Source organism: Hydrogenophaga flava NBRC 102514 (genome assembly GCF_001571145.1).
In the GTDB taxonomy this organism is placed as follows: domain Bacteria; phylum Pseudomonadota; class Gammaproteobacteria; order Burkholderiales; family Burkholderiaceae_C; genus Hydrogenophaga; species Hydrogenophaga flava.
This window is the reverse complement of record NZ_BCTF01000018.1, coordinates 91,832-108,042: the sequence shown is the minus strand read 5'-3', so window position 1 is coordinate 108,042 and position 16,211 is coordinate 91,832. Positions and strand designations below refer to the sequence as shown.

Here is a 16,211-nt window from a genome sequence, read left to right as displayed (position 1 = left end):
CAGGCTCAGTGCCGCTCGGGCACCTGCCCCGCCTCGTCGCCCCACACGCGGTTGATGCGGCGGCCGCGCTGCACGGCCGGACGTTCGCCGATGGTCTGTGCCCAGCGCAACACGTGCGTGTACTCGTGCACCGAGAGGAATTCGCCCGCGTTGTAGATCTTGCCCTCGACCAGGGCGCCGTACCAGGGGTAGATGGCGATGTCGGCGATGCTGTATTCGTCACCCGCCATGAAGGTGTGCGCGGCCAGGTGGCGGTTGAGCACGTCGAGCTGGCGCTTGGTTTCCATGGCGAAGCGGTTGATGGGGTACTCGAACTTCTCGGGTGCGTAGGCGTAGAAGTGCCCGAAGCCGCCGCCCAGGTAGGGCGCGGAGCCCATCTGCCAGAACAGCCAGTTCAGCGCCTCGGTGCGTGGCCCGTGCGCCTTGGGCAGAAAGGCACCGAACTTTTCGGCCAGGTACAGCAGGATGGAACCGGACTCGAACACGCGCGTCGGCGGTTCGGTGCTGCGGTCCAGCAGGGCCGGAATCTTGGAATTGGGGTTGACCTCGACGAAGCCGCTGGAGAACTGGTCGCCTTCGCTGATCTTGATCAGCCAGGCGTCGTATTCGGCGCCGCTGTGGCCCAGGGCCAGCAGCTCTTCGAGCATCACGGTCACCTTCACGCCGTTGGGCGTGGCCAACGAATACAGCTGCAGCGGGTGCTTGCCCACCGGCAGGGCCTTGTCGTGCGTGGGGCCGGCGATGGGGCGGTTGATGTTGGCGAACTGGCCGCCGTTGGCCTGGTCCCAGGTCCAGACGGCGGGGGGGGTGTAGGGGGTGTGGGTGCTCATGGGGCCATGCTAGTGCAGCGGCAGAAACCCTGCCCAGACAACACCCCAAAGAGGTGTGGCAGGTGCCCAAGCGCTGTGATAGCCTGCTCCGGCCCACACCGCCACCGGCCTGACCAGACATCCGGGTCCATGCTGTCCACCCCGCACCACGCCCTTCTGCAAAGCATCATCGACCACCTGCCTAGCGGGGTCACGATGTTCGATGCCGACCAGCGTCTGGTGGCCTACAACCAGCAGGTTCGCACGCTGCTGGATTTCCCGGACGAACTGTTCGCGCACGGCATGCCCACGCTGTACGACTTTGCCCTGTTCAACGCGCGGCGGGGCGAGTACGGACCTGGCGATCCCGAGCAGCAGGCACGGGCGGTGAGTGATCGCGCCCGGTCACTGCAACCGCATGTGTTCGAGCGCCAGCGGCCCGACGGCACCGTGATCGAGATTCGCGGCACGCCCCTGCCCACCGGCGGTTTCGTCTCGATCTACACCGACGTCACCGCGCGCAAGCGCACCGAACAGGAAGCCCGCCGGCTGGCGGTGTATCTGGACGCGGTGATCAACGCGCTGCCGCAGGGTGTGACGGTGATCGACGAGCACCTCGTGATCCGGCTGTGGAACCGCAGCTTCGAGCAGCTGCTGGACCTGCCCCAGGGCCTGATGAAGCCGGGCGTGACCTTCGAGGATGTGGCCCGCAGCAACGCGCAGCGCGGCGAGTACGGCGAGGCGGACGTGGAAACCAAGGTGGCCGAGGCGGCCGCGCTGGCACGCCAGTTCCTGCCGCACCGGCTGATCCGCCAGCGCCCCAACGGTCGCACGCTGGAGATCGTGGGCAGTGCCCTGAGCATCGACGGCCAGATCCGCGGCTTCGTCACCACCTACACCGACGTCACCGAGCTGCGCGAAGCCCAGCAGGCCCTGGAGCGCCTGAACGCCGAGCTGGACCAGCGGGTGACCGAGCGCACGCGGGCACTGCAGGACCTCAACAAGGAGCTGGAGTCGTTCACCTACTCGGTGTCGCACGACCTGCGCACGCCGCTGCGCAGCATCCAGGGCTTTTCCACACTGCTGCTGGAGACCGAGGCGGAGAAGCTCAGCGAGCAGGGGCGCACGTCGCTGCAGCGCATCCAGTCCAATGCGGGCCGCATGGGCTCGCTGATCACCGACCTGCTGTCCATGGCCCAGCACAGCCGGGGCGAGCTGGACCTGCAGCGGGTGGACCTGAGTGCGATGGCGCAAGGTGTGGCGAACGAACTGCAACGGGCCGACGTCACCCGCCAGGCCGACTGGCGCATCGTGCCCGGGTTGTGGGTGCAGGCCGATCCGGGACTGGTGCGGCTGGTGCTGCAGAACCTGCTGGGCAATGCCTGGAAGTACACCGCTCAGCGCGGCGTGGCGGTGATCGAACTCTGCGGCGGCGGCGAGACCGGCGGCATGTGCTGGTTCGAGCTGCGGGACAACGGTGCCGGCTTCGACATGCAATACGCCAACCAGTTGTTCCAGCCCTTCCAGCGGCTGCACCGTCCGCACGAGTTCGATGGCACGGGCATCGGACTGGCGATCGTGCAGCGCATCCTGCAGCGCCACGGTGGCTCAATCAGCGGTCAGGCCGAAATCGGCCAGGGCGCACTCTTCCGCTTCTGCCTGCCTTGCGTGCAGGCCCAGGCGCCCCAGGGGCTCTGAACCGCCCGGATCCCAGGCTCAGTGCACGAGCACCTTCCGCAGGGCGGAAGCCAGCTCCGAAGCAACGAACTTGGCCACATAGGCGTCGGCGCCCACGGACTGCACATGGGCCTCGTTGGTCGAACCGGTGAGCGACGAGTGGATGACCACCGGGATCGACTTGAAGCGTGGGTCCTGCTTGATGTTGCGCGTGAGCGTGAAGCCGTCCATGACCGGCATCTCCAGGTCGGTCAGCACCAGGGCCACCCGGTCGGTGGCCGACCGTCCCTCGGCGCGCGCCTCCTCGTCGATCAACTGCAGCCGGTCCCAGGCCTCCTGCCCGGTCTTGGTCATGACGAAGTTCACCCCCATGGAGCCCAGACCCTGTTCGATCAGCATGCGTGCGACCGGCGAATCGTCGGCCGCCAGCACGATGGAGTCCGGAGGCAGGACCACCTGGTCGCCCACCGGGTCGAGGGCGGTGTCCTCGCCAGTGGTGGGCATCACGCTGCGCAGAATCTGTTCCACGTCGAGCACCTGCACCAGGCGGGTGCTGCCGTTCTCGCCCGCCAGCTTGGCGATGCTGGTCACCAAATCGCCACCATTGCCTTCCGCAGCCAGCACATCGCTCCACTCCAGCCGCACGATCTCGTCCACCTCCTCCACGGCAAAGGCTTGGGTGGTGCGGGCGTACTCGGTGACCATCAGGATGCTGTGCCCCCGCTTGGGCGTGCAGCCGACCATGGCCGGCAGGTCGATCACCGGAATGATCTGGCCCCGGATGTTGGCCACGCCCAGCACCTGCGGTGGCGCGTTGGCAATGCCCGTGATCTTGGGCATGACCAGGATCTCGCGCACCTTGAAAACGTTGATGCCGAACAGTTCCCGGCGGTCGCTGTCAGGCGCCTCGCCCAGACGGAACAGCATCAGCTCGAACTGGTTGTTGCTGGTGAGTTGCGCGCGTTCATTGACGTCGTGCAGCGTGGTGCTCAGGCTCATGGCGGACTCCGATGGGAAGATCACCTGCAGGATACGAAGCAACGGCCCGCACCAAAGTCCGGATCAGCGCGGTGAACACCGGCCAGTTCCCGGCGCAGCACACCCGATGACCCAGAAACGCCGAGCCCGGATCGGATTTCCCACCAGGGCGCTGCCAGCACACAATGACCCAGGCTCCCCCTGAAGCCGCCATCCTGCGGCCAATCGCCCATTCCTGACAACGCCACACGCCATGACCCGACACACACGAAAAGCCATCGATGCGAGCACCACCGACGCGCCAGACGCCTCGCCGATCGGTCAGGCCATTCTTTCGCTGGTCGGAAAAGTACCCTCCTCCCGGGAGCCAACAAGCCCCGTCCCCATGGACGATGCCCGCAAGGCGGCCAACGCGGCGGCGGCCAAGGCCGCGCTGGCCGCAGGCGCGCTGGCGCTGCCGCCAGGTGTGGTGGGCTGGCTGACCATCCTGCCGGAGATGATGGGCGTCTGGAAGATCCAGCGGCAGCTGGTGGCCGACATCGCGGCGATCTACGGCAAACACGCCACGCTCACACCCGAGCAGGTGGTGTACTGCCTGTTCCAGCACACGGCGGCACAGGGGGTGCGCGACCTGGTGGTCCGCGTGGGCCAGCGCACGCTGGTGCGGCGCGCCTCGCCCGTGCTGATCCGAACGATCACGCGCCGGGTCGGCGCCAAGCTGGCCCAGAAAGCGGCGGGCAAGGGCGTGGCGCGCTGGATTCCGGTGATCGGCGCCGTCGGCATGGGCGCGTATGCCTACTACGACACCACGCAGGTGGCGGCCACGGCCATCGACTTGTTCGAAGGGGTGATCGAGGTGGAAGCGGTAGAGATCGACGGCTAAACACCCCGGCTTGCAAGTGCGAAGCTGATCGCCGCACGCACCGCCGCGGTCTGCGCCAGATTGCATTGGGCCGGTGTTGCCCGCGGACTGTCCGGGTACACCTCGGTGGTGGTGGTGTAGCGCGCTCCCGTGATGCTGGCGCACAGCGCGAGCTCGCGCAACGGATAGCGGATCACGCCGGGCGCCACCATGGGCGAGCCGATGATGCCGCCAGCCGCGTCGGCGGACGCGATGTGCGTGACCCTGGAGACCTCGTCGATGATGGCCTGCTGGAACCCGGGTTGAGGGTTGTCGGTGTCGTCCACCAGATAGAAGCCGTCCGGAATCGTGCAAGGCTCGAAGGCTTCGCCGTCGCGGGCCGCTTTCGCCGGCCGGAACTCTGATTCGTCGCTGTCGGTGGTTTCGTGCAGGTCGATGTGGGCGATGAACTGCCCTTTGAACGGCGCGAACAGACGCATCAGCGCCGCCGACTCGGGTGCCGGGCTCGGTTCGCGGAACGAGCGGTTGGGGTCAATGGCATCGTGGTTCCAGCGCTGGACGCGCTCATAGGCCCAGGGGCTGACGCAAGGCAACACCAGCAGGTTGACCCTGTTGTCGAACGCCGCGGCATCCTGCGCCAGAAACTGCAGGGCGCCATGAACGCCGCTGGTTTCGTAGCCATGCACACCACCAGTGACCAGGACCACCGGCAGGTCATTGCGCCACCCGGGGCTGCGAACGGCCAGCAACGGAAAGCGCTCATCGCCGGCAACCACCTCGCCATAGCTCTGCACGTCGAAATGATCGCGCAGCCGGTCCACCGCCGCCACCACGTCGTCGCGGTGGGAGCGCTGGCGCCGCTGGCGCGAGCGCCAGAGGGCCCGTTCTTCCGGGCCCCAGGGCCTGCCCGGCGTTCCGATGGGATAGAAGGATGTGGTGACCACTGAGGACGTCATGGGCGGGCTTTCTGTGTTGCGGTGGTGCAGTGACAATGCGCCCATGAATTTTGCCGAACGTCTCAAATCCCTTCCTTCAGCCGCCCACCTTGCGTCGCTCGATCTGCTCGACGCCGGTGGTGCCCTGGTGGCGAGCATCCACAACCAGCCTGGTCAGGCAGGCTCACTGGCGATCTACCACGCGCTGGCCAAAGAACACGGCGGCACCATCACACCTGCGGCCGCGGCGCTGGGTCTGCAGTGGTATGGCGAGCACACCGCAGACGCCATCGCGAACCCTGGCAAGCACCCCAACATCGACCGGCTGCTGGCCTGGTCGCAGGGAGCCGCCATCTATCTGGTGCGGCCGCACAACGCCTGACCGGCGGTCAGATTCGCGTCAAGGGGCTTGAACTACAATCGCGGGCTATGTTTGACGCCAGCCCGTTCTCCCTGAACACCGCACCTGCCGCCACGGCCGGTGTTGCTGCGCGCGCAATCTCCATCAAAACCACGACCATTAAGGGCTGATCCAGCCTGGTTCGTCGTGCGCCCTCCCCGGCCAGACGAGCCGGGCAAGTTGGTCTGGTCTGGACCTGTTTATTCACTTGAAAGGGCATTCTCAATGAGCAAGTTGGTTGGTCTGGTCGGCTGGCGTGGCATGGTCGGCTCCGTGTTGATGGATCGCATGGTCGAGGAAAAAGACTTCGACCTGATCGAGCCGCTGTTCTTTTCCACCTCCAACGCTGGCGGCAAGGCCCCCGCGATGGCCAAGAACGAAACCACGCTGCAGGACGCGAACAACATCGACGCCCTCAAGCGCTGCGAGATCATCATCACCGCCCAGGGCGGCGACTACACCAACGAGGTCTATCCCAAGCTGCGCGCCGCCGGCTGGAACGGCCACTGGATCGACGCCGCCTCCGCCCTGCGCATGGAAAAGGACGCTGTCATCATTCTCGACCCGGTCAACATGCCGGTGATCAAGAACGCCCTGGCCAAGGGCGGCAAGGAATGGATTGGCGGTAACTGCACGGTGTCCTGCATGCTGATGGGCGTGGGCGCGCTGTACAAGGCCGGTCTGGTCGAGTGGATGTCCACCCAGACCTACCAGGCCGCCTCCGGCGGCGGCGCCCAGCACATGCGCGAGCTGCTGACGCAGTACGGCACGCTCAACGCCGAAGTGAAAGCCCTGCTCGACGACCCCAAGAGCGCGATCCTGGAGATCGACCGCAAGGTCATCGCCAAGCAGCGCAGCCTGAGCGGCGCCGAGACCGCCAACTTCGGCGTGCCGCTGGGCGGCAGCCTGATCCCCTGGATCGACAAGGATCTGGGCAACGGCATGTCCAAGGAAGAATGGAAGGGCATGGCCGAGACCAACAAGATCCTGGGCATGGGTGAAGGCTTCGGGTCGGCGCCGATCCCGGTCGACGGCTTCTGCGTGCGCGTGGGTGCCATGCGCTGCCACAGCCAGGCCCTGACCTTCAAGCTGAAGAAGGATGTGCCGGTGGCCGACATCGAGGCCATGATCGCCGCCGACAACCCCTGGGCCAAGGTCGTGCCAAACACCCGGGAAGCGACTATCAAGGACCTGACGCCCGTGGCCGTGACCGGCACGATGACCATCCCGGTCGGCCGCATCCGCAAACTGGCTATGGGCCCCGAGTACGTGGGTGCCTTCACCATCGGCGACCAGCTCCTGTGGGGCGCAGCCGAGCCGCTGCGCCGCATGCTGCGCATCCTGCTCGACGCCTGATTCGTCACTACTTCTTACTTACAATCACAAAAAGCCGGCCTTTGCGCCGGCTTTGTCGTTGTGAGGCCGCAACGCGAACAACGCCCGCGGGCCGACCAAAGGCCACCCTGGAAACTCAAGCGGATTCTCAGCTTGTCACCGTAATGCGTTGATGTTAAGGTCAATTCTCGGTTTTTTACGTCGAGGTTCAAGTGCCCAAATCCACCCGCCATACCCCCTTGTTCGGGACCATGACCACCCTCGGGGGCATCGGTCGCAGAGGTACTTCGCGGTTACATGCCGTTGCAGCAGCTGCGCTGCTGTCTGCCGGCCTCATGCAGCACGATGACGCGCTTGCTCTCGCGCTCGGTCGCGCGGCGGTCCAGTCCTCGTTGGGCGAGCCTTTGCGGGCCGAGGTGGATGTGCTCGAAATCACGCCCGAAGAGGCCGCCAGCCTGCGCGTCGGTCTGGCAGCGCCAGAAGCCTTCAGGTCCTCAGGCATGGACCTGAGTTCGGCCATCGCCGGACTCCAGATCACCCTGCAGCGCCGGGCGGACGGCCGTGCATACCTGAGCGTGGTGGGCTCACGCCCTGTCAACGAGCCATTCCTGGACATGGTGCTGGAGGCCAACTGGGCGTCCGGCCGGCTGGTGCGTGAATACACACTGCTGCTGGACCCGCCCAAGAACACGGCTGCAGCGCCAGCACCACTCAACGCTGCCGCTGCAGCGCCGGCACCAACGGCTCGCAGCAATGCCGCCAAAGCACCCGCCCCACTGAACCGCGCAGCCACCCCATCGGCAGCCGCAGCACCCAAGGCAGACAAGCCCGCAGCAGCGGCCCCCGCTGCGGCCAAGCCGGCAGCATCGCCCTCCGCAGACGGTCCCTCCAAACAGGTCACCACCAAGGCTGGTGACACCGCTGGCCGTATCGCGGCGGCCAACCTGCCCGCCAACGCATCGCTGGACCAGATGCTGGTGGCCATGCTCCGTGCCAACCCGCAGGCGTTCATCGGCAACAACGTCAACCGGATGAAAGCCGGCGCGATCCTGAGCCTGCCGACCGAAGCAGCATCCATCGACGTGTCTGCCGGAGAAGCGAAGCGCATCGTGGCAGCCCAGAGCCGCGACTTCAACGAGTTCCGTCGTCGGCTGGCGGGGGCTGTCCCCGAAGCGCCGGTGGCGGCGGCCGACCGCCAGGCTTCCGGCAAGGTGCAAACCGAAGTCGAAGACAAGAAGCCGGCCCAGTCGGCCCAGGACAAGCTGACGCTGTCCAAGGGCGCGGTTGCGGGCCAGGGCGCCAAGGAAGACAAGATCGCCCAGGAACGCCAAGCCAAGGAAGCGTCGACCCGGGTGGCAGAGCTTTCCCGCAACATCGACGAGCTGTCCAAGCTGGGACCGGCCGCCACCTCAGGTGCGCCCGCGGCCCCGGCCGCCAAGCCCGTGGCCAGCACCCCGGCCCCGTCTCTTCCGGTGGGTGCTCCTGCGCCTGCCGCCGCCGCGCCTGCTGCACCTGCACCTGCACCTGCAGAGCCGGCCCCGGCAGCAGAGCCTGCACCAGCGACCCCGGCACCCGCTGCCGCGGAGCCACCAGCCCCCCCTCCGGCACCCGCCCCAGCTCCTGCACCAAAGCCACGTCCGGCGCCTGCCCCTGCACCCGTCGAAGAGGCTTCGTTCGTCGACCAGCTGATGGAAAACCCCATGGTGCTGCCTGGCGCTGCCGCCCTGCTGGCATTGCTCGGGGGCTTCGCGTTTTACCGCACACGCCAGAAAAAGAAAGGCAACGGCGTTGACAGCTCTTTCCTGGAGAGCCGCCTGCAGCCCGACTCGTTCTTTGGCTCCAGCGGGGGTCAGCGCATCGACACCAACGAAGCCACCGCGTCCGGGTCGTCCATGGTGTATTCGCCCAGTCAGCTGGACGCCGCCGGTGATGTGGACCCCGTGGCGGAGGCCGACGTCTACCTTGCCTACGGCAGAGACCTGCAAGCCGAGGAGATCCTCAAAGAAGCCATGCGCAGCGCTCCCACCAGGGTGGCCATTCACAACAAGCTGCTCGAGATATACGCCAAGCGCCGCGACTCGAAGGCTTTCGAAGTGGTCGCCACGGAAGCCTATGCACTCACGCAAGGCCAGGGGCCGGAGTGGGAGCACGCTTGCGAACTGGGCAAGGAGCTGGATCCTTCCAACCCGCTGTACCAACCCGGAGGAAGCCCTGCGGTCAAACCCGGCGCGGCCGTGCCGATGGCTACCGGCGCCACCATCCCGTTTGGCAGCAGCACACTGGGAGACAACGCCAAATCGGGAGACGCGGGCGACCTGGATCTCGATCTGGACTTCATGGAAGTGTCCTCGCGCTCGCCGCTGGCTGCAGCCAACGGCAAGGCCGACGCTCCGGTGTCGGCGATGGACGATCTGTCCCAGACCGATGCCCTAACGTCAGAGCCCGCCAAACTGGCCGACCCGGCATCGCGCCCCATGGATTTCGATCTCGACTTCCCGTCGGACCCCATGCCGCTGACCTCGACGCCTGCGGCTGAACAGCCGACCTTCGACGATGCGGAAGTCCTGCCCGACTTCGACATCGCGGCGCCGGCGAGTGCGCCCCCAGCGGCACCTGCCTCTCCGGAACTGATGTCCTTTGATCTGGGCGACCTGAGCCTCGACCTCAATGGCAAACCGGAGGCGGGCGACCCGCTGGCCGGCAACGAGCTGGGCGCAGAAAGCCCGCTGGAAACCAAGCTCTCGCTGGCGGAGGAGTTCAGAGCCATTGGTGATCTGGAAGGCGCGCGCTCCCTGGCCGAAGAGGTGCTGGCAGAAGCATCGGGCTCTCTCAAGACCAAGGCCAGTGCCTTCCTGGCAGACCTCTCCTGATCCCCGACCCCTCTGCCCCGCCTCCCGACGCGCCCACACCGGCCCTGCTGCCGGCTGGTGGGCGCATCGCATTGGGCGTGTCCTACAACGGCCGGAACTATGACGGCTGGCAAAGCCAGCCCAGTGGTCACACCATTCAGGACAAGCTCGAAAGGGCCCTGGCCCGCTTTCTGGATGTGCCCGCGGTGAATACCTTGTGCGCCGGCCGTACCGACGCTGGTGTGCATGGCCTGAACCAGGTGGTGCATTTCGACAGCCCACTGGCGCGCCCGGAAAACGCCTGGGTGCGCGGCACCAACAGTTTCCTGCCACCCGACATCGCCGTGCAGTGGGCCCGGACGGTTCCTCCGGGCTTCCACGCCCGCGCCAGTGCCACCGGCCGGCGCTACGCCTATGTGCTGCTGGAGTCTGCGGTGCGCCCAAGCGTGGACAACGGGCAGGTGGGCTGGGTGTTCCGCCCTCTGGATCAGCAAGCCATGCAGATCGCCGCACAGCACCTGATCGGCGAACACGACTTCACCTCGTTCCGCGCCTCGGCATGTCAGGCGCACAGCCCGGTCAAGGACATGCGCCGCATCCAGATTGCACGCCGCGGGGCCTACTGGCGCTTCGAGTTCGAGGCTTCGGCCTTCCTGCACCACATGATCCGCAACATCATGGGCTGCCTGATAGCTGTCGGGACCGGGAACCGTCCGCCGTCGTGGATGGCCGAGGTACTGACAGCGAAAAGCCGCGATGCCGCCGCGCCCACCTTTGCACCCGACGGCTTGTATTTCCTGGGTCCGGTCTACGATCCGTCCTGGAACATCCCGGACCGCACACCCGCCTTCGACTGGTTGCCCTGAGCCCCATGCCCCAACGCACCCGCATCAAGATCTGTGGCCTCACGCGCGAGACCGACGTGGACGCCGCCGTCCAAGCAGGCGCCGACGCCATCGGCTTTGTGCTTTACCCGCAGAGCCCACGCTTTGTCAGTCCGGAACGGGCGGGTGAACTGGCCCGCCGGCTGCCGCCCTTCATCACCCCGGTGCTGCTGTTCGTCAATGCCAGCCCCGAGTTCATCGCACAGGGCGTGACCGCCGTGCCCAACGCCCTGCTCCAGTTCCACGGCGACGAGACGCCGGCCGATTGCGCCGCCGCTGGACGCCCCTTCATCCGCGCTGCGCGCATTCCCCCCGGCCCGGCCGGCGCGGGCTTTGATCTCCTAAAATACGCGACCGATTTCGCTGCCGCGCAGGCCATCCTGCTTGACGCCCACGTAGAGGGTTATGGCGGCGGCGGTCAATCCTTCGACTGGAACGCTTTCCCTTGGTCACATCCGCTACTAAACGCCAGCTCTCGCCTCGTTTTGTCTGGTGGACTCACGCCTGCAAACGTGACCGATGGCATCAACCGCGTGCGGCCCTGGGCCGTTGACGTGAGCTCCGGGGTCGAAGCCGCCAAAGGCATCAAGGACCCCGACAAGATGCTCGCCTTCGTGGCCGCCGTGCGCGCGGCCGATGCGCAACACCCCTGCCCCAGCTGACCCATCCTCGGGTGGCTCGGGCCCAGCAACGAGACACCCCACATGGACACCAGCACCTACCAGCAACCCGACGCCCGCGGCCATTTCGGCATCTACGGCGGCAGCTTCGTGAGCGAGACGCTCACCCACGCCATCAACGAGCTCAAGGCCGCGTACGCCCAGTACCAACACGACCCCGATTTCCTGGCCGAGTTCCGCAAGGAACTGGCCCACTTCGTCGGCCGGCCCAGCCCGGTCTACCACGCCGAGCGCATGAGCCGCGAGGTCGGCGGCGCGCAGATCTTCCTCAAGCGCGAAGACCTCAACCACACCGGCGCGCACAAGATCAACAACGTGATCGGCCAGGCCATGCTCGCCAAGCGCATGGGCAAGCCGCGCGTGATCGCCGAGACCGGCGCCGGGCAGCACGGTGTGGCCACCGCCACCATCTGCGCCCGCTACGGCCTGGAATGCGTGGTCTACATGGGCAGTGAAGACGTCAAGCGCCAGAGCCCCAACGTCTACCGCATGAAGCTGCTGGGTGCCACCGTGGTGCCGGTCGAATCGGGCAGCAAGACGCTCAAGGACGCGCTCAACGAAGCCATGCGCGACTGGGTCGCCAACGTGGACAACACCTTCTACATCATCGGCACGGTGGCCGGCCCGCACCCTTACCCGATGATGGTGCGCGACTTCCAGAGCGTGATCGGCAACGAATGCCTGGTGCAGATGCCGCAGATGTTGAAAGAGGCGGGTTGCGAAGGCGAGCAGCCCGACGCCGTGGTCGCCTGCGTGGGCGGCGGTAGCAACGCCATGGGCATCTTCCACCCCTACATCAACCACGCCGGCACACGCCTGGTCGGCGTCGAAGCCGCGGGCGAAGGCCTGGACAGCGGCAAACACTCGGCCTCGCTGCAGAAGGGCAGCCCCGGCGTGCTGCACGGCAACCGCACCTATGTGCTGCAGGACGACAACGGCCAGGTCACCGAGACGCACAGCGTGAGCGCCGGTCTGGACTATCCCGGTGTCGGCCCCGAGCACGCCTTCCTCAAGGACATAGGCCGCGCCGAGTACGTTGGCATCACCGACAAGGAAGCCCTGGAAGCCTTCCACTACCTGTGCCGCACCGAGGGCATCATCCCCGCGCTGGAATCCAGCCACGCCGTGGCCTACGCCATGAAGCTGGCCAAGACCATGAAGCCCACGCAATCGGTGCTGGTCAACCTCTCCGGCCGCGGCGACAAGGACATCGGCACCGTGGCCGACCTGTCCAACGCCGACTTCTACTGCCGCCCCAGCTGCCGCGGCCAGTCCGTCAAGGGCGGCGCCGAATCCGTTGTGAAGGTGTCCAAATGAGCCGCATCGAAAAAACCCTGGCCGATCTGAAAGCACAGAACCGCAAGGCCCTGATCCCCTTCGTCACCGCGGGCTTCCCCTACGCCGACATTACGCCCAAGCTGATGCACGGCATGGTCGAGGGTGGCGCCGACATCATCGAACTGGGCGTCCCGTTCTCCGACCCGTCGGCCGACGGCCCCGTGATCCAGAAAGCGGGCGACCGTGCGCTGGCCCTGGGCATCGGCCTTGCACAGGTCATCGCCATGGTGCGCGAGTTCCGCAAGGAGAACGACCGCACGCCGGTGGTGCTGATGGGCTATGCCAACCCCATCGAGCGCTACGACCAGAAGCACGGCGCATGCAGCTTCGTGCGCGACGCCTCGGCCGCCGGTGTGGACGGTGTGCTGGTCGTGGACTACCCGCCCGAAGAATGCGAAGACTTCGCTGCCGCGCTGCGCGCCGCGAACATGGACCTGATCTTCCTGCTGGCGCCCACCAGCACCGACGAGCGCATGGCGCAGGTGGCGCGCGTGGCCAGTGGCTATGTCTACTACGTCTCGCTCAAGGGCGTGACCGGCGCCGGCACACTGGACGTGGGCCAGGTCGAGGCCATGTTGCCGCGCATCCGCGCGCACGTGAGCATCCCCGTCGGCGTGGGCTTCGGCATCCGCGACGCCGAGACCGCCAAGGCCATCGGCAAGACGGCCGACGCGGTGGTGATCGGCAGCAAGATCATCCAGCTGATCGAAGATGAACCGTTCGAAAAAGTCGTTCCCGTGGCAGCGCATTTCCTGCGCACCATCCGGAAAGCGCTGGACGCATAATCCGCCATCTTTAAGCCGGCCCCAGAGTCCGGCCCATCGTTAGGAGTTTCCGATGTCCTGGCTTGAAAAACTGCTGCCGCCCAAGATCACGCACACCGACCCGGCCGAGCGCCGCAGCGTGCCCGAAGGTCTGTGGATCAAGTGCCCCAGCTGCGAGGCCGTGCTCTACAAGACAGATCTCGAGAAGAACCAGAACGTCTGCCCGCACTGCAGCCACCACCACCGCATCGGCGCCCGCGCGCGGCTGAACGCCTTCCTGGATGCCGAGGGCCGCTACGAGCTGGCGCAGGAAGTGCTGCCGGTCGACGCGCTGAAGTTCAAGGACAGCCGCAAGTACCCCGAGCGCCTGAAGGAAGCCCTGGAGACCACGGGCGAGACCGACGCACTCATCGTCATGGGTGGTGCGGTGCAGGGCATCAGCCTGGTCGTCGTCTGCTTCGAGTTCGACTTCATGGGCGGCTCCATGGGCTCGGTGGTCGGAGAGCGTTTCGTGCGCGGCGTCGAGGAAGCCATTGCCCAGAAGGTGCCCTTCGTCTGCTTCACCGCCACCGGCGGCGCGCGCATGCAGGAAGGCCTGCTGTCGCTGATGCAGATGGCCAAGACCAACGCGGCGCTCACCCGCCTGGCCAAGAAGAACCTGCCCTACATCAGCGTGCTGACCGACCCGACCATGGGTGGCGTAAGCGCCGGCTTCGCCTTCGTGGGCGATGTGGTGATCGCCGAGCCCAAGGCGCTGATCGGTTTTGCCGGCCCGCGCGTGATCGAAAACACCGTGCGTGTGAAGCTGCCCGAAGGCTTCCAGCGCGCCGAGTTCCTGCAGACCAAGGGCGCGGTGGACTTCATCTGCGACCGCCGCGAGCTGCGCCGCACCGTGGCCAGCACCCTGGCCATGCTGCAGCGCCAGAGCGCCGACGCGGTGGTGCCGGATTGAGCGAAGCGCCGCTGACGCTGAACCAGCTGCCGCTGTTTCCGCTGCAGACCGTTCTGTTTCCCGGCGGCTGGATGCCGCTGCGCATCTTCGAGGTGCGCTACCTGGACATGATCAAGCGCTGCCACACGGCGGGTGCCCCCTTCGGCGTGGTGTGCCTCAGCGAAGGCAGCGAGGTGCGGCGCGCCGACCCAGCTTCCCCCGACGGCTTTGCGCACGAGGCGTTTCATCAGGCCGGCACCGTCGCCCGCATTGAGCAGGTCGAGCACCCGCAAGCGGGCCTGATGCTCATCCACTGCCGTGGCCAGCAGCGCTTCCACATCACCGCCAGCCATCGCCTGCCCCACGGATTGTGGGTGGCCGACGTGCGGCTGGACGAGCCCGAGCGGGTCGTGGCGGTCCCGGAACACCTGCGCAGCACGCGGGACGCCCTGCAACGCGTACTGGCCAATCTGCGCGAGCGCGAACCCGGATCGATGAACGAGCTGCCGCTGCAGCCGCCCTACCAGTGGGACGACAGCGGCTGGGTCGCCAACCGCTGGGCCGAACTGCTGCCCGCACCGGCCGAACTCAAACAACGGTTGATGGCGCTGGACAACCCGATGCTGCGGCTGGAGCTGATTTCGGATCTGCTGGACAAGCTCGGCGTCGAGCGTTAGTCAGGGGATCAGCGACAGCGCCTGCATGTAGCGCGCGCTGACCATCAGGCGGTCCCAGTCCATGGCAGGGCCCTGCGGCAGCAGGGCCTGCCGACGCTCTTCGCTGGCGGGGCTGGGGACCCATTCTCCTTGCACCAGTGCCTTGGACAAAGCCTCGATCGCTTCATCGATGGGTGCGCCGCCGTCCACCACGCTCTGGTTGCACAGCAGCACCATGTCGCCCCCGGCGCCGAGCGCCGCCAGCGCCGCCTCGGTGAAGCTCACACCCCGCCCGTCGATGTGGCGCGCGGCCTCCATGCTCAGATCGTCGCTGAAGATCGCACCGGTGAACCCCAGGCGGTGCCGCAGCACCTCCTGCAGCCAGCGTGCCGAAAAGCCCGCAGGCCGGCTGTCCACCTTCGGGTAGATCACATGCGCCGGCATCACCGCGTCCAGGCTGGCCGAGAGCCAGCCGTAGGGCGCCGCATCGTCGGCCAGGATGGCCTTGAGGCTGCGCCGGTCGACGGGAATGGCCAGGTGCGAATCGGCTTTCACAAAGCCATGACCCGGGAAGTGTTTGCCGCAGTTGCCCATGCCACTGGTGCGCAGGCCGTGCATCAGCGCCTGTGCCAGCACCGCCACCATGCGCGGGTCGCGGCCGAACGAGCGGTCGCCGATCACGGAGCTTTCGCCGTGGTCCAGATCGAGCACCGGCGTGAAGCTCAGGTCGACACCGCAGGCGCGCAGTTCGGCTCCGAGCACGTAGCCGGCGGCGGTGGCTGCGTTGGTCGCCCGCATCGCAGGCCCCCCCTCGCCTTCGCCCCGCGCCGGGGCCGAGAGCCACAGCTGTCCGAACGCCGCCATAGGGGGCAGGTGGGTGAATCCGTCGGTGCGGAAACGCTGCACGCGGCCACCCTCGTGGTCGACCGCGATCAGCAGGTCCTCTCGCACCACCTTGACCTGGGTGCACAGCGCTGTGAGCTGCTCCCGGCTTTGCCAGTTGCGGCCGAAGAGGATGATCCCGCCGACCAGGGGGTGCGCCAGGCGCTGGCGGTCGGTGTCGGTCAGCTCGAACCCGGCGACGTCGATGATCAACGGGGCGTGTGTGTGCAT

The 16,211-nt window shown here is 66.8% G+C and carries 15 protein-coding genes; 11 read left to right on the top strand and 4 right to left on the bottom strand.

From position 1 onward, the window contains the following. Nucleotides 1-5 precede the first annotated feature (5 nt). Nucleotides 6-830: a glutathione-dependent disulfide-bond oxidoreductase gene (gene yghU / locus HFL01S_RS16370; protein WP_066260586.1), complete on the bottom strand. Its 825-nt coding sequence runs from the start codon at nt 828-830 to the stop codon at nt 6-8. Nucleotides 831-959: 129 nt separating this feature from the next. Between yghU and HFL01S_RS16365 the strand changes: the two genes are divergently transcribed. Continuing rightward, on the top strand, nt 960-2,507 hold the full coding sequence (locus HFL01S_RS16365) for a sensor histidine kinase (RefSeq protein ID WP_066260583.1): 1,548 nt from the start codon (nt 960-962) through the stop codon (nt 2,505-2,507). Between the two features lie 18 nt (nt 2,508-2,525). On the opposite strand, the gene HFL01S_RS16360 is transcribed toward HFL01S_RS16365, so the two are convergent. Continuing rightward, nucleotides 2,526-3,485 (bottom strand): chemotaxis protein, encoded by a 960-nt coding sequence (locus tag HFL01S_RS16360; protein WP_066260582.1) that lies wholly within the window; start codon nt 3,483-3,485, stop codon nt 2,526-2,528. Nucleotides 3,486-3,849: 364 nt separating this feature from the next. Here HFL01S_RS16360 and HFL01S_RS16355 point away from each other — a divergent pair, with 364 nt between their 5' ends. Then, entirely contained in the window at nt 3,850-4,347 is a 498-nt protein-coding gene (locus tag HFL01S_RS16355) for a hypothetical protein (RefSeq protein WP_084383397.1), read from the top strand. Here the strand turns inward: HFL01S_RS16355 and HFL01S_RS16350 are convergent. Beyond that, entirely contained in the window at nt 4,344-5,282 is a 939-nt protein-coding gene (locus HFL01S_RS16350) for a M14 family metallopeptidase (protein WP_066260617.1), read from the bottom strand. The two genes, HFL01S_RS16355 and HFL01S_RS16350, sit on opposite strands and share 4 nt — an antisense overlap. A gap of 43 nt (nt 5,283-5,325) precedes the next feature. Between HFL01S_RS16350 and HFL01S_RS16345 the strand changes: the two genes are divergently transcribed. The 9 genes from HFL01S_RS16345 to HFL01S_RS16305 all read left to right on the top strand — a co-directional run bounded on the left by HFL01S_RS16345 (nt 5,326) and on the right by HFL01S_RS16305 (nt 15,119). Next, nucleotides 5,326-5,643, top strand: coding sequence for a DUF2322 family protein (locus HFL01S_RS16345; RefSeq protein WP_066260576.1), 318 nt, complete (start codon nt 5,326-5,328; stop codon nt 5,641-5,643). A 243-nt stretch (nt 5,644-5,886) separates the two neighbouring features. Next, complete coding sequence (asd, locus tag HFL01S_RS16340) at nt 5,887-7,017, top strand: aspartate-semialdehyde dehydrogenase (protein WP_066260575.1); 1,131 nt, start codon at nt 5,887-5,889, stop codon at nt 7,015-7,017. A gap of 314 nt (nt 7,018-7,331) precedes the next feature. Then, the gene (locus HFL01S_RS16335) at nt 7,332-9,866 is read left to right on the top strand and encodes a FimV/HubP family polar landmark protein (RefSeq protein ID WP_157538909.1); all 2,535 of its coding nucleotides are present in this window, start codon (nt 7,332-7,334) and stop codon (nt 9,864-9,866) included. A gap of 47 nt (nt 9,867-9,913) precedes the next feature. After that, nucleotides 9,914-10,711, top strand: a complete 798-nt coding sequence (truA, locus tag HFL01S_RS16330; RefSeq protein WP_066260571.1) for a tRNA pseudouridine(38-40) synthase TruA — start codon at nt 9,914-9,916, stop codon at nt 10,709-10,711. Nucleotides 10,712-10,716: 5 nt separating this feature from the next. Continuing rightward, complete coding sequence (locus HFL01S_RS16325; RefSeq protein WP_066260569.1) at nt 10,717-11,391, top strand: phosphoribosylanthranilate isomerase; 675 nt, start codon at nt 10,717-10,719, stop codon at nt 11,389-11,391. Between the two features lie 42 nt (nt 11,392-11,433). Next, on the top strand, nt 11,434-12,726 hold the full coding sequence (trpB, locus tag HFL01S_RS16320; protein ID WP_066260568.1) for a tryptophan synthase subunit beta: 1,293 nt from the start codon (nt 11,434-11,436) through the stop codon (nt 12,724-12,726). After that, nucleotides 12,723-13,532, top strand: coding sequence for a tryptophan synthase subunit alpha (gene trpA / locus HFL01S_RS16315; RefSeq protein ID WP_066260567.1), 810 nt, complete (start codon nt 12,723-12,725; stop codon nt 13,530-13,532). The genes trpB and trpA overlap by 4 nt, the downstream gene beginning before the upstream one ends. A 52-nt stretch (nt 13,533-13,584) precedes the next feature. Then, a complete protein-coding gene (gene accD, locus HFL01S_RS16310; protein WP_066260565.1) occupies nt 13,585-14,463 on the top strand; it encodes an acetyl-CoA carboxylase, carboxyltransferase subunit beta in 879 nt (292 codons plus the stop codon). Next, nucleotides 14,460-15,119 (top strand): LON peptidase substrate-binding domain-containing protein, encoded by a 660-nt coding sequence (locus HFL01S_RS16305; protein WP_066260564.1) that lies wholly within the window; start codon nt 14,460-14,462, stop codon nt 15,117-15,119. The genes accD and HFL01S_RS16305 overlap by 4 nt, the downstream gene beginning before the upstream one ends. On the opposite strand, the gene nagZ is transcribed toward HFL01S_RS16305, so the two are convergent. After that, nucleotides 15,120-16,211: a beta-N-acetylhexosaminidase gene (nagZ, locus tag HFL01S_RS16300; RefSeq protein WP_066260563.1), complete on the bottom strand. Its 1,092-nt coding sequence runs from the start codon at nt 16,209-16,211 to the stop codon at nt 15,120-15,122.